Source organism: Klebsiella sp. CSG-1 (genome assembly GCF_056521145.1).
Genome location: NZ_JBWNLD010000015.1, coordinates 44233 through 63930 on the forward strand (window position 1 = coordinate 44233; position 19698 = coordinate 63930).

The window sequence follows — 19698 nt, forward strand, 5'->3', positions numbered from 1 at the left end:
CACGCGCTGGAAGGTGAACACATCGGCCAGGTAGTGAACACGCACCGGAGCTAAGCGTGTCGGAGAACGTTATCCTTTCACGTTCTCCGCGATCGTCGCCACCGACTCGCGCAGCTTCATCTCCACCTGATACGTTTGCCACGAGACAGGTAAATCTGTCTCACGTATGCGCCTGAAAAGCAGCTTGGCTGCATGTACGCCCATATGGTGAATCGGCTGCGCAACGGTGGAAATGCGCGGGGTGGTGAGCGTCAGCCAGTCGAGTTCGTCGAAGGCGAAGAAAGAGAGCTTTTGCGGCACAGCGATGCCGCGCTCACGCACCGCGCGCCAGGCGCCCTGGGTCATGACGTTATCCACCGCGAAAACTGCCGTGGGCGCGGCGGCGTCCAGCACAGCCAGTGTCTCTTCAAACGCGTGCTGGGCGCAATATTTGCCAGTGCGGCGGATTAAGGTTTTCTCCACCGCCACGCCCGCTTCATGGTGCGCTAGCAGGTAGCCGAGCAGGCGCGCGCCGCTTGAGTTAAGCCGGTCGGCGTTGATCGTCGAAAACTTCTCCGGCTCCAGCGCCAGTTGCGTATCGTAGTCCGAGCTTAACTCAGTGATGATGGCGATGCGACGATGGCCGCAGCTTAGCAGGTAGCGCGTAGCTTCGCGGCTGGCATGTACGTTGTCGATAAGCACCGCGTCGGCGGCCAGCGTCGGCAGCTTACGGTCGAGCAGCACCACCGGAATACCTTGGGCGATAGCCTGGTCTAGGTGGTGGCAATTGTTTATATCAGCAGGCGAGACGATAAGCCCGTCCACCTGTTTCTCCAGCAGAATGCGCACCGCCTCCTGCTCGCGCGGCACGTCTTCGTCGCTGCTGGTGATAAGCACGCCGAACTCGTGGCGACGGGCGATATCGCTGATGCCGCGCAACGCCTCGGCGAAAAAAGGGTTGCTGATGTCCGCGCCCACCACGCCGATGGTCTGGCTTTTGCCGGTGATCATCGCCCGCGCTACCTGGTTTGCCACATAGCCCAGCTCTTCAGCAGCGCGTATGATTTTTTCACGCAGCTCCTCGCTGACATATCCGTAACCTCCCAGCGCCCGGCCAGCCGCCGCGGTGGAAACCCCCGCCTTGCGCGCCACGTCTTTCACGGTGATTCGGTTATTTTTTTTGTTCATAAGAAGTTTTGTCTGCTCCGCTTTTCAGTTCCCGGAGGTTATCGATTTCCGGCAAAATCATAAGAAAAAGATCATTGACAATTTTTTAACACCGGCGAATTATTCACCATGTGATAACGTTCTCTCATTTTAGGATAATCCACCCGCTGCTGTAAATCACGTGTTTATTTTGCAGATGAACTGATAACGTTATCACATCCATTACAACCGAGACGGACAGGTAAACCAACATGACGCAAAACACCACAGTTTCACTGCCGCTGCGCCCGCTGGAAGCGGACTTCATCCCGACACTTGAGAAAGTGCTGGGACAGAAAAACGCCATCGCTGGCATCGCAGAGGCCGCCGCCTCCCGCCCGCTGAAAGATATCTATTTCGTCGGCTGCGGCGGCTCGTTCTCTTCTTCCGTGCATGCCCACGCCCTGCTCTGCCGCCACAGCAAAAAGCTACAGGCGTGGAACCTGAACGCGGCGGAGTTTATGGCGCAGCCCCCTGCCCGTCTGGGAGCGTCGTCGCTGGTGATCCTCTCATCGCACTCCGGCGCCACGCCGGAAACGGCGCAGGCGGCGCTCTTTGCGAAATCTTACGACGCGTATGTGGTCTCGCTAAGCCAGGAGCTGAACACGCCGCTCGCCAATACCGCCGACACCGCGCTGGTTTACTACAGCCCGCGTACCGTGACGCCGGGCAAACAGCTTCTGCTGCTGCAACTGGTGATTGAACTGCTGGAGCACGTGGATAACCTAGACGTCAGCGCCTGGCGCGACGCCCTGCCCGCCCTGCCTGCGGCGCTGCAACAGTACCTCGATAAACAAGAAGCCGTCGGCGACGCCATTGCGAAATCCATCGCTCAGGGCGGCGATATTTACGTGACCGCCGCTGGCGCTAACTACGGCGCGGCCTACACGCTTTCCTACTGTTATCTGATGGAGATGCAGTGGCGCAACGCCACCCCGGTGCTGGCGGGTGATTTCTGCCACGGCCCATTTGAGATGATTTTGCCGGGCGCACACCTGGTGGTGTTCCACGCCGATGACGACAGCCGCGCCATGACGCAGCGAGCCATCGACTTTGCCCGCCGCTATACCGAAAACGTCCATGTGTTTGACGCCGCTGGCTTTAGCCTGCCGGGCGCAGCGCCAGAAGTGAAAGCACGCTTTGCCGCCATCGCGCTGGGCCTGATGGGCACGCGTCTTGCAGATCACCTGGAGCATCACACCGGCCACTCTCTCGATGACCGCCGTTACATGTACAAAGTGGAATATTGATAACTATGCGAATTTGTGGAGTGGGTGACAACGTGATTGACCGCTACCTGCACTGCGACCTGATGTTCGCGGGCGGCAACGCGCTTAACTTTGCGGTTTTTGGCCGCCAGGCCGGGGCGCAGGCCGCCTACCTCGGCATCACCGGCAACGATATTCCGGCGGGCGTGATTCGCCACGCGCTTTGCGCTGAAGGAGTAGACATCAGTCGCGTGCGGATCAACGAAAGCTTTAACGCGCTTTCGCAAATCGATATCGATGCCGACGGCAACCGCTTTTTCGTCGGTTCCGTGCCGCCGCCTTACCAGCTGCGGCTGAGCGAGGCGGACCTGGCGTGGCTTGCGGACTTCGACCTGCTGCACACCAGCGATTACAGCGGGCTGGAAGCACAGCTTCCCCAGCTTGCCGCCTGCGCGCCGCTCTCGTTCGACTTCGGTTCGCGCGACGACGCCTGGGCCGAGCCGCTGCTGCGCTGGGTGCAGGTCGCCACCTTTTCGCGCAGTGGCAGCGCGCCGCAGGCGATTGAAACGCTGATCGCCAACGCGCACGCGGCGGGTGTCGCCACCGTGCTGGTCACGCAGGGCGCGGACGGCGCGATTATCAGCCACCGGGGCGAACGCCACCGCCAGCCCGCGTTGCCGACGCAGATTGTCGACAGCCTCGGCGCGGGGGATGCATTTATCGCCACGCTGCTGGTGAAGCTTGGTCAGGGATCAACGCTTGCCGACGCAGCGAACGATGCGGCCCTTGCCTCGGCGAGGGTTTGCGAACGCCTCGGTGCATTCGGCAGCGGCGTGCCGCTAACGCCGCTACCGCAGGAGGCAAAACAACAACCGTAGTCGCAATGCTATAACGCACCGCCGCAGGCGGGCTGCAATCCAACCTTTTTTACGTGGAGCAAGACATGAAGATGAAAACCTTAGCCTGTTCAGTAGCGCTGCTGGCCGCAATCTCGCTTGCCTTACCCGCCGGGGCCGCCGAAAAGCTGGTGGTCGGCACCGAAGCCAACGGCATTCCCATCTCCTTTCTGAACCCGAAAACCCATGAGCTGGACGGCTTTATGCTGGATATCGCCCGCCAGGCCGCAAAGCACGCGGGTTATGAGGTGGAGTTTAAAGCGATGGATTTCTCAGCGCTTATTCCGGCGCTGCGCACCGGCAAGATAGACCTTATCGCCACCGGCATGTATATCACCGAGCCGCGCAAGAAAGTGATCGATTTCACCACGCCTGTGTATAGCTACGGCGAAGGGATGATCGTGCGTAAAGAGGACACTAAAGACTACACCTCCTTTAAAGAGTTGCCTGGTGCGGTAGTGGGCGCGCAGATGGGCACGATTTTTATCGAGCCCCTTAAGCAGGCCAACATCTTCAAGGATGTGAAAGCTTACGACACCCTCACCGGCATCATGAAAGACGTGAACGCCGGGCGCATCAAAGCGGGCTTTGGCGATACCCCTTCCATGGCCTATTACCTCTCGCTTGGCGAATATCCCAACGTGCGGCTGGTGAAGAGCTACAAGCCGGTACTGCCAGGCTCGCTCGGGCTTGGCGTGCGTAAGGACGAAGAGCAGCAGTTGGCGAAGCTTAACGAAGCTATCGCCACCATGCAGAGCAACGGCGAGATTACGGCGCTGCTGGAAAAGTGGAAGCTTAATTAAAACAAGGGGGCGTAGCCCCTGATACCCCGTGACAGGAACTGCGATGAACGACTTTTTTACCTTCAGCGCCACCGCCCTCCCCATCCTGGTGGAGGGGGTGAAATACACGGTACTGGTTACCTTTTGTTCGCTTATCCTCTCGACCCTGCTCGGGCTGACGTGGGCGCTGATGCGTCTATCGGCCCACCGTCCGCTGCGCCTCGTGAGCGGTGCGGTGGTTAACGTGCTGCGCGGCATCCCGATGCTGGTTCAGCTTTTCTATATCTACTTTGTACTGCCCGATATCGGTATCGAAATGTCGGCGCTGACTGCCGCCATTATCGGCCTCGGCATCGCCTATTCAGTTTACCAGGCGGAGGATTTTCGCGCCGGCATTCAGGCTATCGACAAGGGGCAGATCGAGGCGGCGCAGACGCTTGGCATGTCTAAGCGCCTGATGATGCGCCGCGTTATCCTGCCGCAGGCCATCAAGATTATCTGGCCCTCATACGGCAACACCATGGTGATGATGCTCAAGGACAGTTCGCTCGCCTCCACCATCACCGTGGCGGAACTTTCCCTGCAAGGGAAGCTGCTCGCCTCGGCGACATTTCAGAACACCACCGTTTTCACGCTGGTCGCCCTGCTCTATCTGGTAATGTGCTGGCCGCTGATGTGGCTGTGCCGCCGGGTGGAACACGCCATGAACAAGCGTCGGAGCCACTGATGATTGAATATCGCAATGTCCATAAAAGTTACGGTGCGGTACACGTGCTGAACGGCATCAACCTGACCATCAACCGCCAGGAGGTGGTTTGCATCATCGGCCCTTCAGGCTCCGGCAAGTCGACCCTGTTGCGCTGCATCAACGGGCTTGAGAACTACCAGAGCGGCGAGATTATTTTCGACGGCGTGCAGGTGGACGGCAGCGAGCGCGCGCTAAGTCAGGTGCGCGGCGAGGTGGCGATGGTCTTCCAGCGCTTTAACCTCTTCCCGCACCGCACGGTGCTGGAGAACGTCACCGAAGGGCCGATTTACGTCAAAGGCGAGCGCCCCGGCCCCGCGCGGGAATATGGCATGGAGCTGCTTAAACAGGTGGGGATGGACCACAAGGCGCATTCATACCCGCAGGATCTTTCCGGCGGCCAGCAGCAACGCGTGGCGATAGCCCGCGCGCTCGCGATGCGCCCGCGAGCCATTTTGTTCGACGAACCCACCTCGGCGCTCGACCCGGAGCTGGTGGGCGATGTGCTGAAAGTGATGCGCGAGCTGGCGAATCAGGGCAGGACGATGGTGGTGGTGACCCACGAAATCGCCTTCGCCCGCGAAGTGGCCGACCGCGTGGTGTTTATCGACGGCGGTGTGGTGACCGAAGAAGGCCCGGCGCGCCAGGTGCTGACCAACCCTTCCCACCCGCGCACCCGCGAGTTTTTACAACGTGTACTCAACCCCATCAGCGAGGAATAATGATGCTTAACGCCAGCCATATCTGCGCCACCAACTTTACCTATTCGCACTACCGGCTGAACCATTGCCTGGACGATGTCGCCGCGCTCGGCGTGCAGTGGTTTGAACTATGGGGCGTTGCGCCGCACCTGCATATCGACACCGTGCAGGAAGCGGACCTGCAGGCGCTCAGGCGGGAACTGGCGGAGCGCGAGCTTAAGCTCGCCTGTTTCACGCCGGAGCAGTGCGTCTACCCGGTTAATATCGCCGCCGAAAACCCGCTGCAGCGGGAGTACAGCATTAACTATTTCCGCCGCAGCCTGGAGATATGCGAAAGCCTTGAGTCGCCTCTACTGTTTATGACGCCAGGCTGGGGTTATGAAGAGGATAAGCCCGCGGAGGCGCGCAGCCGCGCGGTGGACGCCCTGGCGCAACTGGCGCACCTCGCGGAAAGCCGTGGCGTGACGCTGGTGCTGGAAGTGTTGCAGCCGCGCGAAAGCAACCTCGCCAGCACCGTGCATGAGCTGGCGTCTCTGGTTAACGAAGTCAGTTCGCCTGCGCTCGACGCGGCGCTGGATATCGTCGGCATGGCGGTGGGCGGCGACAGCGTGACCGATTACCTCAACGCCTTTGGGCCAAAACTGCGCCACTGCCATTTTATCGACGGAACCCCTGCGGGCCATCTGGCGCTCGGCGACGGCAACCTGCCGCTGAAAAGCTACCTCAGCGCCCTTCGTGAAGGTGGCTATAACGGTCTGCTGTCGCTTGAGATAGCCGGTGGGCGCTACTGGCAGGAGCCGCTAGAGCCGATGCGCCAGAGCATTACGTTCCTGCGTGACGCGCTCGCATGATAGCGCGAAGCGGCGCGGCCATGCTGCCTGCACGCAAAAGCGAGAGCCTGCTGTTGCTGGTAACGCTCTGTGCCGGGGCAGGCTGGATCTTCTCTAAAGAGGCACTTGGCGCGCTGCCTCCGGTCTTTTTTATCGCCGTGCGCTTTCTGGCGGGCGGTCTGCTGCTGGGCCTGGCGGTGCCCGCAGCCGACCGACGCGAATGGCGGCGCAGCCTGTGGCCAGCCTTCGCCATCGGCAGCCTGATTTGCGGCTCGATGATGTGCTGGATTGTGGCGCTGCATCTTACCACCGCGCTGGGCGTTGGCGCGTTTCTCACCTGCCTCGGGCCGCTGTTGGTGCCGTTCGCAGGATGGCTGCTGTTCCGCCAGGCGCTGTCGAAGCGCATCGGGCTCGCCATGCTGCTCGCCCTACCCGGCATTGCGCTGCTGGTGGGTAACAGCTTTCTCCAGTGGCGGTTCGAGGCGGGCCAGTTCTGGTTTTTTGGTGCGGCGGCGATTTTCGCCTTTTACTTCAGCCTGAATAATCGCTTCGCCACCGACCATCCGGTGGTGCTATTCGCCGCCATGCAGATGATCGCGGTGGGCCTGCTGGCGTTGCCGGTGAGCCTGTGGCTGGAGCCGTGGCCTGGCGAGCTCAACGCGGCTGGTTGGACATGGCTTGCGCTCAGCATTCTCATTCCCACCTGCTTGCGCTTCTTTTTGCAAAACTATGCGCAGCGGCTAGCCTATACGCCCAACGGAGGGCTCATCATGCTGATGGAGCCAGTGTGGGCGGCCATTTTCTCGGCGCTATGGTATGGCGAAGCGATGACTCTGTCGCAGGTGGGCGGCGCGCTGCTTATCCTGCTGGCGCTGACGGTCACCAGAGAGGGGCACGTCAGCGCCTGACCCTCGCCTGCGGGCGAGGGTGTTGGCGGCATTTCCGTTCATATAGACGGTACGACTCAGCGTTACCGGACAGGTATCCTGACAGCTCCGGGTACCGTCCGTGAACGCAGTTTCACTGGCGTCACCCCGTCCCGGGACACGTTCATACCAATATGGAACTGCGCCGCGGCAGACCTCTCCCAGTCGGCACGGGGGTCGGAATACATCTCTCCCGGACTGTTATATGCCCTGGATGAAATCGTAAATAACTGCCCGGTATTGTCACTATCACGTCGCTGTTGAACCGTTTCCCTTCCAGCTCCATCATAAAGGGGGCAGTTTGAATATCGAAAATTATTGTCCGTCAAGGTTATTTTTTTGACCTTCCCACTTTAGCGGGCCTCAGTTGACGAAACCTTGGCGCAAGAAATACGGCGGGATTTATCCTTCGGAGCTGAAATACATGCGGCAGCCTGAGGAAGAGAATCTCAGGTTGAAGAAACTGGTTGCCGATCTGAGCCTCGACAAGGCCATGCTGCAGGATGTGCTGGCAAAAAAGAACTGACGCTGGCGCGTCTGCACGAATGGGGCCGAGACCTGCAGGCACGCTACGGAACCAGTGAGAGGCAGGTCTGTTTTTCGCTACGAGTCAGCCGCAGATCTTTCCGCTACCGTTCTGTAGCAGTAGACGACAGTGCGTTGCGCCTCCGTATCAGGGAGAACACCGAAACCCGGGTTAACTATGGCTACCGCAGGGTTCACGTCATGCTCAGGCGGGATAATCACAAACGCATTTACCGACTCTACTATATCTATGTGATGCTCACCTTGCTTTCTTCGTATCTCTATGGTGCGCATCAAGGAACAAAACTCTGCAATTCACTATAGGGCCACCATTTATGGCGCCCCAAAAAATAGCTGACTGGAATTATCACAAACCCGTATCGGCACAATATCACCCAGCGGATGAATTTCCCCCTACCGAGCCGCGCACTACCATCCAGCTATCAAACGTAGGTAAGGTGCCGGCGGATTGCTTGCGGATTTGGCAAATCAATCGGCGCGCGGCTTCGCGTCCCATTTCATATACCGGCTGGGCGACCACAGTCAGCGGCGGTGACATCAGCTCGGTCCAGGGAAAATCATCGTACATCAGAAAAGAGATATCTTCGGGTACGCGCAGGCCACGTTTGGTCAGACCACGCAGGATGCCTATCGCAATCAGGTTGTCCGAGGCAATCAGCGCGCTCGGTGGCTCGGCGAGCGCAAGTAGTTCAGTCAGTATCTGCTCAATGGTGGCTTCGCTGAGTGCATTAAGCCGAATGAGCGCCGGATCCAGCTCCCTACCCGCGGCCCGGTAGGCGTCAATCATTCCGCTAACACGTTGCGCAACCGGCGTTGGGCCCAACGTGATGGTCGGCGAATAAGGTGTAGCGCAGCGCATGCTGGAGATATAAGCAATACGTTGATGCCCGGCCGCCAGTAACAGCTCCGTGGCCTGTTTAGCCACTGTAACAAAGTTCGCCTGGACGGTCTCCACCTCCATCCCTTGAACTGCCCGGTCAAACATCATTAATGAACGCCCTTCTGCCAGCACCTGGCGAAGATGTTCGTTATCCTCAAACAGTGAGCTGCACGGCGCGACGATGATGCCATCGACGCGCTTATCCAGCATCACGCGCACGGCCTCCCGCTCCTCGTCCAGAGTTTCATCGCTGTTGCTCAGCAGCAAGTGAAATCCCGCCTGTCGCGCAACGTCCGCCATTCCGCGCAGCGCGAGGCCAAAATGCGGGTTTTCAATGTCGCCGACAATTACCCCAATGGTATTAGATCGGCCGGTGTTCATACTGCGGGCCAACTCGTTCGGCCTGTATCCCAGCACTTCAGCTGCCTGATTCACCCGGGTCTGCACGTCATCACTCACTGAACCATATCCGCCCAAGGCACGTGCCGCCTGAGCCTTGGAAACATTGGCTTCGCGGGCGACGTCGGCGACGGTTGGGCTTCGTAAACGAGCATTTTCATTGGTCATAATTATTTAGAATCACAAGTTGATAACAACATTATTGACGCTGCTGACAGCGTGTGCTTAATATCAATACATCCAAATGAGACCGGTCTCAACGCCAAGATCTGTCTTATTTTACACCTCGTTGAGACCGGTCTCAATAATTATAAACCGGCTTGGCGAACTCTGAAGTTTCACCTGCAAAAACGGAAGAGCCTTATGACATCGCACAAACGCTTCAATCATCTGACCGCTGCTCTGTTCGGCTCAGCTATGCTGGCTTCAGCCTGCTGGAGTGCATACGCCGCTAATGACAGCAATCCCTGGGGTTTGATCGAACCCGGTCATCTACGTGTAGCCAGCCTGGGAGACTCGAAGCCCTACACTTTCACCGATAAAAACGGCAATTTTACTGGTTTTGATGTCGAATTCTTCAAAAACGTGGCACATCGCATGGGTATTGAACAGGTGGACTTTATCGGTCAGGATTTTTCCGCCATCCTGCCGGCTGTGGCAAATGGTCAGTATGATGCCGGTGTCGCCGCCATTGGAATCACGCCGCTACGTGAAAAAACAGTCGACTTCTCTACTGGCTATCTCGCGGGCTATCTAACTGTGCTGACCCGCAGTGATTCAGGCGTGAAGAACGTTGAAACCCTGGCGCATAAACGAGTTGGGGTGATTCAGGGCACACTGCAGGAGAACTATGCGCTGCAGCATTTCAAACAGTCCGATCTGGTGCGTTTCCCCGATAACAACGCAGCGGTGTCCGCTCTAAACAACGGCACGCTCGATGCCATGTTCCTCGACTACGAAGCGGCCAAAGATTATGCCACCCGCTTCAGGCTGGTCACGGCGGCGAACATCCCTTCTTTTGACACGCCTGCGGGCGTCGCCATCGCCAAAGGTAAGCCTGAGTTCAAAGCTGCGCTGGATAAAGCCATCAAAGCAGCGATGCAGGATGGAACCTGGAAACAGCTGTACCAGAAATGGTTCCCTGGTTCGCCAATGCCGCAACAGTATCTGCCCGGTGGCCAATAACCCTGCGCATCATTATGCGTGAGACTGCATCCGTTGACGGCACATGTCCGTCACCCGCAACCGAGAATCGGCTATGGATCTGATCACTATTCTTTCCCGTACGTTTTTTGATATTCCATCGATGATGGACGTCCTGCCTCAGCTGCTGGCAACCGGACTGGTTAACACCATCATTATCTCTGTAGCAGCCACCGTGCTGGGCACGCTATTCGGCCTTATACTGGCGCTGATGGGCATCTCGCCCTCCCGCTGGCTGCGCGTGCCCGCGCGGCTGTATACCGATCTGTTTCGGGGCTTGCCATCCATCCTCACCATTTTGTTGATTGGTCAGGGCCTGGCGCGGTTTAGCTATCAGCTGTTTGGCCCTACTCCTTATCCGCTGGGCATTTTTGCCCTGAGCCTGATTGCCAGCGCTTACATGGGCGAAATTTTCCGCTCCGGTATTCAGAGCGTGGAACAGGGGCAGATGGAAGCGTGCCGGGCACTGGGAATGAGCTATGGCCGGGCGATGCGCCTGGTGATCATTCCGCAAGGCATCCGCCGCGTATTACCTGCGATTGTCAATCAGTTCATCGCCATCATCAAAGACTCGTCGCTGGTTTATCTGCTGGGCCTGATGACCGGTCAGCGTGAGCTGTTCCGGGTCGGTCAGGATGCTGCCGTGCTGAGCGGCAACCTGTCTCCACTGATGCTGGCCGGGCTGTTCTATCTGGTGATCACCGTGCCGCTCACCCACGCCGTGAACTATATCGACATCCGCTACCGTACCGGACGGCGTCGCGCCACTGCGCCACAAAGCGGCCTGAAGGAGCTCGATGAAGTGCAGCAAAAGCGCAATGTGGTTCCGGCGGTCTCGGTCTCCCTTACCAGCGAGCAAGGACATTAATATGGCTATACCTTCTGCGTTTCACGGCGCGAGCCTGGAGCTGTGCAATCTGACCCTGGCGTACGGCCCGATTGAGGTGCTGCGTAATGTGTCGCTGAGCATCGAACCTGGCACCACCACCTGCATCATCGGTCCCTCGGGATCGGGAAAATCCACCTTACTGCGTGGCATCAATCGCCTGCATGAGCCGAAGAAAGGGGATGTATTACTGGCCGGGCGATCTGTCCTGAAGGATAAGCCCGATTCGCTACGGTTGAGGATTGGCATGGTATTTCAGCATTTCAACCTTTTTCCCGATCATAGCGCGCTGGAAAACGTGGCGCTGGCACCGTGGAAAGTGAAAGGCCTCCCGAAAGCCGAGGCTCTGGAGATTGCCCGCCAGCGGCTGGCCGAAGTTGGCCTTGCTCAGCGAGCCGATCACCGTCCGCGCGACCTCTCGGGTGGCCAGCAACAGCGGGTGGCGATAGCACGTGCGCTGGCGATGGAGCCGGAAGTGATGCTGTTCGATGAAGCAACCTCGGCACTCGATCCTGAGCTGGTGAAAGGTGTTCTGACGCTAATGGCTGATTTGTGCCAGCGAGGCATGACCATGGTGGTAGTGACGCATGAGATGGGCTTCGCCCGGCGCGTGGCAGACCAGGTAGTGTTTATGGATGAAGGCGAGATTGTAGAAGCCGGCACACCAGAACAAATCTTTGACCGCCCGCAATCTGCACGCCTGCAGCGTTTTCTGTCGGAGGTACTGTGATGCCACATCAACAGGTTAGAGGCCCAATCCGCACGGCTCTGGTGGGTTTTGGCGTCGCCGGCAGCGTGTTTCATGCGCCGCTGATTACCCCTAACACCGACTATCGTCTCGACGTCATCGTCACTGGCGATGCCCAACGCGTAGCGACGGCGCAGCAACGTTACCCACAGGCACGGGTGCTGCCGGACTGGCCGGCGTTGCTTAAGGCAATTGATGGCGGCGAGATTAGCATCGATCTCATCGTGCTGGCCACGCCGCCGGCGCAACATGCGGAGCAGGCTGTGCAGGCCAGCCAGCGTGCTATCCATCTGGTGGTGGATAAGCCGTTTGCAGCAGATGTACAAGCGGCCGAAATGATGATCGCCGCAGCGCAGCAGGCTAATACCTTGCTCACCGTTTTTCATAACCGACGCTGGGACGGTGACTTTCTGACATTACAGCGCCTGGTACAACAGGAAGCCTTTGGCACCGTAAGAAGTTTTGAGTCGCGTTTCGAGTGGTGGCGACCGCAGGGATTTGGCAACTGGCGTGACAGCGTCACTCTTGCGCAGGGCGGCGGTTTGTTGCTGGATCTCGGAAGCCATTTGATTGACCAGGCCATGCAGCTATTTGGCCCGGTAGTCTACGCCACGGCGGAGCTGGCACGCCATTCCGGGCCTCAGCCGGACAGTGACGAAGACAGTTTCGTCTCATTGCTGCATCACAACGGGGTGCGTTCCCGGCTGTGGATGAATGGTCAGGCGGCATTGAATGCGCCGCGCTTCCACCTGCTGGGCAGCAAAGGCGCTTTCACCCACTGGGGGCTGGATAATCAGGAGCCGCAGCTGGCGGCTGGCATGTCGCCCACCGATAGCCAGTACGGCGTCACGCCGGCAGGTAATTTTGCCCGGGCCGGCACGGTCGGGGCAACCACAACGGTGCCCATTGAACGTGGCCACTACCCCGCTTTCTATCAGCTGTTAGCCCACGCGCTGTTACACGGCGGGCCGCCGCCGGTTGATGCACGTGAAGCGCTCAGTGTTTTACAGCTTATTGAGCAACTCCATCGGCAGCATCGCGTACGTATTGCCTGAGGGCGAACATTTTTTAACAGAAGGAATAAATGATGTCTGACAAAACCGTGGCAAAAACCGTCATCGTGCTGGGTGGCGGCATTCTCGGAGTCTCAACCGCCTGGCAGCTGGCGCAGGCGGGCGCGCAAGTCACACTGGTGACGGAAGCGGCGCTCTGCTCAGGCGCCACCGGCCGTTCCCTCTCCTGGCTCAACTCAGCTGGTGAGCGTTCGCAGCCTTATCATGCGCTGCGGATGGCGGGTATTGACCGCTATCGCACGCTATTTGCCCGCCATCCACAGCTTGACTGGCTGCGTTTCGATGGTGCTATTTACTGGGCCGCAGACGATGTCGCGGGCACCAAAGCGCGTCATGACTATGAAAAAGCGCAGGGCTACGACTCAAAGCTGATCAATCACGCCACGGTCGGTGATGTCGATGCGCAGGTGAATCCGGCCAGCCTGAGTCAGGTCGCGATTGCAAATCTGGGTGAAGGCTGGGTCAGTCTGCCGCATCTGGTTGAGCATCTGATGCAGGCATTTCGTGCGCTGGGCGGAGAAGTCGTTGAGCACGCTGGTAAAGCCAGCGTGATAACCAAAGACGGCCGGGCCAGCGGCATTCGCAGTGAAAAATTCGGTGAGCTGCAGGCCGATCAGGTACTGGTGGCGTGTGGCCCGTGGACGCCGGAAGTGGTTGCCCCACTCGGTGTGAAGATACCCAATAGCTCTCCGGTCTCAATGCTGGTGACCAGCCAACCCTGCGATCACGCACTCCAGGTGGTCTTGAATACACCACGCGCTGCGGTCCGCCCTAACCCTGGCAACACTATCGCCGTCGATCATGACTGGTATGAAGAGCATATCGTCGCTCAGGCTGACGGGCAGTACAGCATTGATACATCTGTCATTAACCAGTTGATGGCGGAAGCGGGTAGCCTGATAGGTGACGGCGAGCCGTTAACAGCCAACAGTTGGAAAATTGGTCTGAAGCCCATTCCAGGAGATGGCGAACCAGTGGTCGGCGAGTTGCAGAACGTTCCCGGCTGTTTTGTCGTTTTCACCCATTCCGGCGCCACGCTGGCGTTAATCCTCGGCGAGATACTGACGCAGGAGATACTCACCGGCGTCAAACACCCGATGCTGGCGACCTTCCGCCCGGAAAGATTTAGCTAACATTATTGCCAGCGCCACGATGTCGGTGGCGCTGAATACACTCCCTTTTGCCTGTCACACACCGCTCATTTCCCCGATATAATCTATGAGCGGACATTTACTGCAGACTACTTAATATTTTCATCATTTTAAACATAACATCACTGTTGTAAATCAATTACCTACCAAAGTATAACATCCCATCAGGTCTAAACTGGGGTCCGCTTGGAAAACGGAAAATATCCTACGTTAAGCCTGTTTCTTTAGCTGGCATTACAAAAAGCGAGCGTCTGCATGGTACAGACAGACACCCGAATACGATAAAAATGAGACGAAAAAAACAGGTTACTTAACCCGCTTCCCCGTTTCGTCAATGACCTTTTCGCCGTCCTCTTTGGTAAACGCTCCTTTCTGACCTTCAGGTAGAATATCCAGCACTATTTCTGAAGGGCGGCAAAGACGAGTGCCAAGCGGCGTAACGACTACCGGCCGATTAATCAGGATCGGATGTTGAAGCATAAAATCAATCAACTGCTCATCACTGAATTTCTCTTCATCAAGGCCCAGGTGTTCATAAGGCTCAACATTCTTACGCAGCAATGCACGCACCGTAATTCCCATATCTGAAATAAGTTTAATCAGCTCATCACGGGTCGGTGGCGTATCGAGATAATAAATAATGGTCGGTTCGTTACCGCTGTTACGGATCATCTCCAGCGTGTTGCGTGAAGTGCCGCAGGCCGGGTTGTGATAGATGGTAATGTTGCTCATATCTTTATCTCATTACAAAGTGATGGAAAGCCGCAACGCCAGCGCGGCCAGAGTGACAAACAGCACGGGCAGAGTCATGATAATGCCCGTGCGGAAGTAATAACCCCAGGTGATCGTTATATTTTTCTGGGCAAGCACATGCAGCCAAAGCAGGGTTGCCAGACTGCCAATCGGGGTGATTTTCGGGCCTAAATCGTAGCCAATCACGTTGGCATAAATCATTGCCTCTTTGACGACGCCAGTCGCCGTACTCCCGTCAATCGACAGCGCGCCAATCAGCACCGTCGGCATATTGTTCATCACCGACGACAGGAACGCGGTCAGGAAGCCGGTGCCGAACGTTGCTGCCCATAACCCCTTTTCTGCCAGCAGGTTCAGTACACCAGACAGATACTCCGTGAGCCCGGCATTGCGCAGGCCATAGACCACCAGGTACATGCCCAGCGAAAAAATCACGATCTGCCATGGCGCACTGCGCAGGACTTTCCCTGTGTTGATGCCATGACCTCTTTTCGCCACGATAAACAGTACTGCTGCGCCAGCAGCTGCTATCGCGCTGACAGGGATCCCCAGCGGCTCCAGAACGAAGAAACCGACAAGCAGCAATAACAGGACAATCCAGCCCGCCCTGAACGTTGCCGCATCCTTTATCACACTGCCAGGCGTCTTCAGCAGCGAAACGTCATACGTTGCCGGAATATCCCTGCGGAAGAAGAGATGCAGCATGATCAGCGTGGCCGCAATCGCTGCCGCATCCACGGGGATCATAACGGAGGCGTACTGCGTAAAGCCCAGATCGAAGAAGTCCGCCGAGACGATATTCACCAGGTTAGAAACAATGAGTGGCAGGCTGGCCGTATCTGCAATAAATCCTGCAGCCATGACAAAGGCCAGTGTCGTGCCCTGGCTGAACCCCAGTGCGAGCAGCATCGCAATCACAATCGGCGTCAGGATCAGCGCGGCGCCATCATTGGCGAACAAAGCAGCAACAGCGGCACCGAGCAAGACTATCCAGGTGAACAGCAGGCGGCCACGTCCGTTACCCCAGCGGGAGACGTGCAGTGCGGCCCATTCAAAGAAGCCGGACTCATCGAGCAGCAGGCTGATGATGATGACCGCAATAAATGCCGCTGTCGCGTTCCAGACGATATTCCAGACAACGGGAATATCAGCGATATGGATGACACCGGTTCCCAGCGCCAGCACAGCCCCGATACTCGCGCTCCAGCCAATACTCAGGCCTCTGGGTTGCCAGATCACCAGTACCAGCGTCAGTAAAAATATACTCCCTGCCAAAAGCATCTCAGACCCCATCATATATGATTTTGTAAATATGTTTTCCTGCCTGAGCAGGAGGTGCAGGCTGATTTGTCCAGCCATTCACGTACATCCTCGCGCAGACACTGCCAGGTCGTCGTGATTGTCTCTGCTGCCCACGCCGGAATATGGGGTGACAGACGATAGTGGATCCATTTGCCTTCCCGACGGTCAAGAACCAGATCAGCCTCGCGAAGGATAGCCATATGTCGCGAAATTTTGGGCTGCGATTCGGAGGTGGCAACGCAGATATCGCAGACGCACAATTCTCCGGACTCACGGAGAAGCATGACGATGGCTAGCCGTGTTTCATCCGACAGGATTCTGATCCTGTATGGCTCAGTAAGGGAGCGCTCCTACAGTCGCTTTGCCGCGGAGGAAGCAGGTCGCCTGCTGACGGCGATGGGCGCGGAGGTGAAATTCTTTAACCCCTCCGGTTTACCCCTGCCGGATGATGCCCCGGATACGCACCCTAAAGTCTCCGAGCTACGCGGGCTGGTCAGATGGTGTGACGGGATGGTGTGGAGCTCGCCGGAACGGCACGGGGCTATGAGCGCGGTGATGAAGGCGCAGATCGACTGGATACCGTTGAGTGAAGGCGCGGTTCGTCCTTCGCAGGGCAAGACACTTGCAGTGATGCAGGTTTGCGGCGGTTCGCAGTCCTTCAATGCCGTGAACCAGATGCGCATTCTGGGCCGCTGGATGCGGATGTTCACAATTCCCAACCAGTCCTCGGTGGCGAAAGCCTGGCAGGAATTTGATGAGAACGGAAGGATGAAGCCGTCCTCATGGTACGACCGTATCGTAGATGTCGCAGAGGAGTTGTTTAAAATTACGTTGCTGCTCAGGGGACAAACCAGCTACCTTGCAGATCGCTACAGCGAACGAAAAGAGAGTCATCAGGAACTTTCGTACCGCGTCAATCAGGAAAAAATATAACGCCTTCTGATCGTATAAATACACACCATGAGCGTTTTCACAAAGTCTCCTTCTGCCAGGCAGCGGATAATCTTACATGTGTCTGTCGTTTTCAGAAGACGGCAGACCGGACTAAAACCATAGGCATATCATTTGCCTTCAACAAGTTCACCGAACAGCTCTTTCACCCTGTTTCTGGCGTCCGTTAGCGCTATGTGCCCTTGTCCGGTGATTTCATATACTCGCCGACTTCGTCGACCGGCCTGAACATGTCGTGAGGTGAGATACCCCTTCTTTTCCATACCGTGCAGCATCGGATACAGGGTACCCGGGCTGAGTTGATAACCGTGGTGTCGCAATTCCTCAATGATGCCCAGACCAAAGACGGGTTCTTTGGCTGCATGATGCAGGATGTGCAAACGGATCATCCCGCCGTAAAGATCTTTGTCGGTCACGCCCGGAACCTCACAGTGCTAAACTCAACAACCAACCCGCAACACCGCAACTCACTACGACCAGCCACGGCGGCAGTTTCCAGAACATCAGAGCGACCAGTGCCACAAGGGCAAGGCCGAAATCTTGCGGAGCGAGAACTGCGCTCGTCCATACTGGTTGATAGAGAGCTGCCAGCAGAAGGCCAACTACGGCTGCATTAATACCCTGCAACGCTGCTTGTGTACGGATATTGCGGCGCAGACTTTCCCAGAACGGCAATGCTCCCACAATCAGAAGGAAGGACGGTGCGAAAATTGCCAGCAGACAAACCAGACCACCCAGCCAGCCAGAAGGCACCTGGTTCATCGAAGCCCCGAGAAAGGCTGCAAAAGTGAACAACGGTCCAGGAACGGCCTGGGCAGCGCCGTAGCCAGCCAGGAATGTATCAGTGCTGACCCAGCCAGAAGGAACGACTTCAGTCTGCAGTAATGGCAGCACGACATGCCCGCCACCAAAAACCAGTGATCCGGTCCGGTAGAAAGTTTCTACCATTAACAGCGTCGGATTTGGGAATATCGCCGTCAGCAATGGTAACCCTGTCAGTAGCACAAAGAACAGCGTGAGCCAGAACAATCCGACGCGACGCCGTATTGAAACGGGCAGCGGATCATGTACCGTCGTCTGCTGAGGTTTGAACAGTAACATGCCAGTGACAGCCGCAGTGACGATTACTCCCACCTGTCCCCAGGCCGATGGCACAAGAAGCACAAAGCAGGTTGCCACTGCCATGACAGTAATACGCGGTATATCCGGGCAAAGATTTCGGGCCATGCCCCATACAGCTTGCGCGACCACCGCAACGGCTACCACTTTCAGCCCATGCAATACACCAGAGGGCATCACATCCCCGTAACTGGTCATCCCCAGCGCAAACAGGATCAGTGCAACTGCTGACGGTAGCGTGAAGCCGGCCCATGCTGCCAGCGCCCCGGTATAACCGGCCCGGGACAGCCCGAGCGCTATACCAACCTGACTGCTTGCTGGTCCCGGAAGGAACTGGCACAGAGCGACCAAATCTGCATAGCTGCGCTCGGTCAACCACTGCCGTCGCGTCACAAACTCATCGCGGAAGTAACCCAGATGGGCAATTGGGCCGCCGAAGGATGTCAGGCCAAGTCGGAAGAAAATCAGAAAGACAGCCCAGGGGCTGTGATCATTCCTGGCAGTATCGTTCATGGTCAGATCCTGATTGCTGGTTTTAGTGGCTATTATAATCGAATTTCGTTATCGAAATTCGATTATAATAGCCACTGCTCCCTGTGGATAGAATGATGTTTCATGCTTTCCAGATGTTTACTTCAAGAACAGTTTCAACTGCCTGGCCAGTTATGGGCTTTATTCACATTCAGTATTATTGCTGTCCTGCTTTTACCCGGAGTATGGTTTGCCGGGTGGTATTAAATTCTCTGGCAACCGCACTGATACTGGCCCCGGAATTAAGGCGCTCTGACACTATTTTTTTTTGCTCCTCGCTCAAGATGGGCGGACGACCGAAGCGTTTCCCGGCTGATCTTGCCCGAGAAATCCCTGAATGTGTGCGTTCAATCAGCAGATCCCTCTCAAACTCAGCCACAGCTGAAATCACCTGCATAGTCATTTTTCCGGCCGGGCTGGTTAAATCCACACCTCCGAGAGCGAGACAATGAACACGGATATCTAAAGTAGCCAGTTGTTCAACTGTTTTTCGGATATCCATCGCATTACGGCCGAGTCGGTCAAGTTTGGTGACAATCAATACGTCACCGCTTTCCATTCGATCAAGCAACCGGATGAACCCTGGTCTTTCGCTGGCAGCAACCGAACCACTTATATGTTCCTCAATCAGCCGCTGGGGTCTGATGGCAAAACCCGCCGCTTCAATTTCATGGCGCTGATTTTCTGTATTCTGTTCCAGAGTGGAGACCCGACAGTAGGCAAAAACTCGTGACATAGGAAACTTTCCGTACGCAAAGGGTGTCCGAATTATAACGTATGTACGAAACAAATTTCGCTGACTTTCGGACATATTGTTTGCGAGGCGTACGAAACCGACCGGTTTCGGTCAGTGCGAATGATAACTTTAATGAACTATGTGCAG

At 56.9% G+C, this 19698-nt stretch carries 20 protein-coding genes and 2 pseudogenes; 14 read left to right on the forward strand and 8 right to left on the reverse strand.

Annotated features, from left to right (window positions below):
• Positions 1–69 precede the first annotated feature (69 nt).
• On the reverse strand, positions 70–1167 hold the full coding sequence (locus AC007G_RS25035; RefSeq protein WP_032693925.1) for a LacI family DNA-binding transcriptional regulator: 1098 nt from the start codon (positions 1165–1167) through the stop codon (positions 70–72).
• Positions 1168–1397: 230 nt separating this feature from the next.
• Between AC007G_RS25035 and AC007G_RS25040 the strand changes: the two genes are divergently transcribed.
• The 8 genes and pseudogenes from AC007G_RS25040 to AC007G_RS25075 all read left to right on the forward strand — a co-directional run.
• Positions 1398–2435, forward strand: a complete 1038-nt coding sequence (locus AC007G_RS25040; RefSeq protein ID WP_003031958.1) for an SIS domain-containing protein — start codon at positions 1398–1400, stop codon at positions 2433–2435.
• Positions 2436–2440: 5 nt separating this feature from the next.
• Positions 2441–3271, forward strand: coding sequence for a PfkB family carbohydrate kinase (locus AC007G_RS25045; protein ID WP_003031957.1), 831 nt, complete (start codon positions 2441–2443; stop codon positions 3269–3271).
• A 65-nt stretch (positions 3272–3336) separates the two neighbouring features.
• Entirely contained in the window at positions 3337–4092 is a 756-nt protein-coding gene (locus AC007G_RS25050) for an ABC transporter substrate-binding protein (RefSeq protein ID WP_003031956.1), read from the forward strand.
• 43 nt (positions 4093–4135) lie between these two features.
• A complete protein-coding gene (locus AC007G_RS25055; RefSeq protein WP_003031955.1) occupies positions 4136–4798 on the forward strand; it encodes an amino acid ABC transporter permease in 663 nt (220 codons plus the stop codon).
• Positions 4798–5538, forward strand: coding sequence for an amino acid ABC transporter ATP-binding protein (locus AC007G_RS25060; protein ID WP_003031954.1), 741 nt, complete (start codon positions 4798–4800; stop codon positions 5536–5538). The genes AC007G_RS25055 and AC007G_RS25060 overlap by 1 nt, the downstream gene beginning before the upstream one ends.
• A complete protein-coding gene (locus AC007G_RS25065; protein ID WP_050595137.1) occupies positions 5538–6368 on the forward strand; it encodes a sugar phosphate isomerase/epimerase family protein in 831 nt (276 codons plus the stop codon). Before AC007G_RS25060 ends, AC007G_RS25065 begins: the two co-directional genes overlap by 1 nt.
• A complete protein-coding gene (locus AC007G_RS25070) occupies positions 6365–7255 on the forward strand; it encodes a DMT family transporter (RefSeq protein ID WP_224255681.1) in 891 nt (296 codons plus the stop codon). The genes AC007G_RS25065 and AC007G_RS25070 overlap by 4 nt, the downstream gene beginning before the upstream one ends.
• Before the next feature lie 397 nt (positions 7256–7652).
• Positions 7653–8041, forward strand: a pseudogene (locus AC007G_RS25075) (IS3 family transposase); the annotation flags it as partial.
• Between the two features lie 148 nt (positions 8042–8189).
• Here the strand turns inward: AC007G_RS25075 and AC007G_RS25080 are convergent.
• Positions 8190–9266 (reverse strand): LacI family DNA-binding transcriptional regulator, encoded by a 1077-nt coding sequence (locus tag AC007G_RS25080; RefSeq protein ID WP_032693915.1) that lies wholly within the window; start codon positions 9264–9266, stop codon positions 8190–8192.
• 195 nt (positions 9267–9461) lie between these two features.
• Here AC007G_RS25080 and AC007G_RS25085 point away from each other — a divergent pair, with 195 nt between their 5' ends.
• The 5 genes from AC007G_RS25085 to AC007G_RS25105 all read left to right on the forward strand — a co-directional run bounded on the left by AC007G_RS25085 (position 9462) and on the right by AC007G_RS25105 (position 14141).
• Positions 9462–10283, forward strand: coding sequence for an ABC transporter substrate-binding protein (locus AC007G_RS25085; protein WP_032693914.1), 822 nt, complete (start codon positions 9462–9464; stop codon positions 10281–10283).
• Positions 10284–10356: 73 nt separating this feature from the next.
• Entirely contained in the window at positions 10357–11169 is an 813-nt protein-coding gene (locus tag AC007G_RS25090) for an amino acid ABC transporter permease (RefSeq protein WP_032693912.1), read from the forward strand.
• Position 11170: 1 nt separating this feature from the next.
• Positions 11171–11917: an amino acid ABC transporter ATP-binding protein gene (locus AC007G_RS25095; protein ID WP_032693911.1), complete on the forward strand. Its 747-nt coding sequence runs from the start codon at positions 11171–11173 to the stop codon at positions 11915–11917.
• A complete protein-coding gene (locus AC007G_RS25100; RefSeq protein ID WP_032693910.1) occupies positions 11917–12990 on the forward strand; it encodes a Gfo/Idh/MocA family protein in 1074 nt (357 codons plus the stop codon). Before AC007G_RS25095 ends, AC007G_RS25100 begins: the two co-directional genes overlap by 1 nt.
• 32 nt (positions 12991–13022) lie before the next feature.
• Positions 13023–14141: an NAD(P)/FAD-dependent oxidoreductase gene (locus AC007G_RS25105; RefSeq protein WP_032693909.1), complete on the forward strand. Its 1119-nt coding sequence runs from the start codon at positions 13023–13025 to the stop codon at positions 14139–14141.
• A gap of 324 nt (positions 14142–14465) precedes the next feature.
• On the opposite strand, the gene arsC is transcribed toward AC007G_RS25105, so the two are convergent.
• The 3 genes from arsC to AC007G_RS25120 are packed head-to-tail and all read right to left on the reverse strand — an operon-like array spanning position 14466 to position 16498.
• The gene (arsC, locus tag AC007G_RS25110) at positions 14466–14891 is read right to left on the reverse strand and encodes a glutaredoxin-dependent arsenate reductase (protein ID WP_023316432.1); all 426 of its coding nucleotides are present in this window, start codon (positions 14889–14891) and stop codon (positions 14466–14468) included.
• Between the two features lie 12 nt (positions 14892–14903).
• On the reverse strand, positions 14904–16193 hold the full coding sequence (locus AC007G_RS25115) for an arsenic transporter (protein WP_032693943.1): 1290 nt from the start codon (positions 16191–16193) through the stop codon (positions 14904–14906).
• Between the two features lie 11 nt (positions 16194–16204).
• Complete coding sequence (locus AC007G_RS25120; RefSeq protein WP_071993382.1) at positions 16205–16498, reverse strand: metalloregulator ArsR/SmtB family transcription factor; 294 nt, start codon at positions 16496–16498, stop codon at positions 16205–16207.
• Positions 16499–16526: 28 nt separating this feature from the next.
• Here AC007G_RS25120 and arsH point away from each other — a divergent pair.
• Positions 16527–17147 (forward strand): annotated as a pseudogene (gene arsH / locus AC007G_RS25125) (arsenical resistance protein ArsH); the annotation flags it as partial.
• A gap of 128 nt (positions 17148–17275) precedes the next feature.
• Here arsH and AC007G_RS25130 read toward each other — a convergent pair.
• The 3 genes from AC007G_RS25130 to AC007G_RS25140 all read right to left on the reverse strand — a co-directional run bounded on the left by AC007G_RS25130 (position 17276) and on the right by AC007G_RS25140 (position 19551).
• The gene (locus tag AC007G_RS25130; RefSeq protein WP_004206574.1) at positions 17276–17581 is read right to left on the reverse strand and encodes a PadR family transcriptional regulator; all 306 of its coding nucleotides are present in this window, start codon (positions 17579–17581) and stop codon (positions 17276–17278) included.
• A 10-nt stretch (positions 17582–17591) separates the two neighbouring features.
• Positions 17592–18797 (reverse strand): chromate efflux transporter, encoded by a 1206-nt coding sequence (gene chrA / locus AC007G_RS25135; protein WP_004206572.1) that lies wholly within the window; start codon positions 18795–18797, stop codon positions 17592–17594.
• Positions 18798–18972: 175 nt separating this feature from the next.
• Positions 18973–19551: a recombinase family protein gene (locus tag AC007G_RS25140; protein ID WP_004206571.1), complete on the reverse strand. Its 579-nt coding sequence runs from the start codon at positions 19549–19551 to the stop codon at positions 18973–18975.
• Positions 19552–19698: the final 147 nt, after the last annotated feature.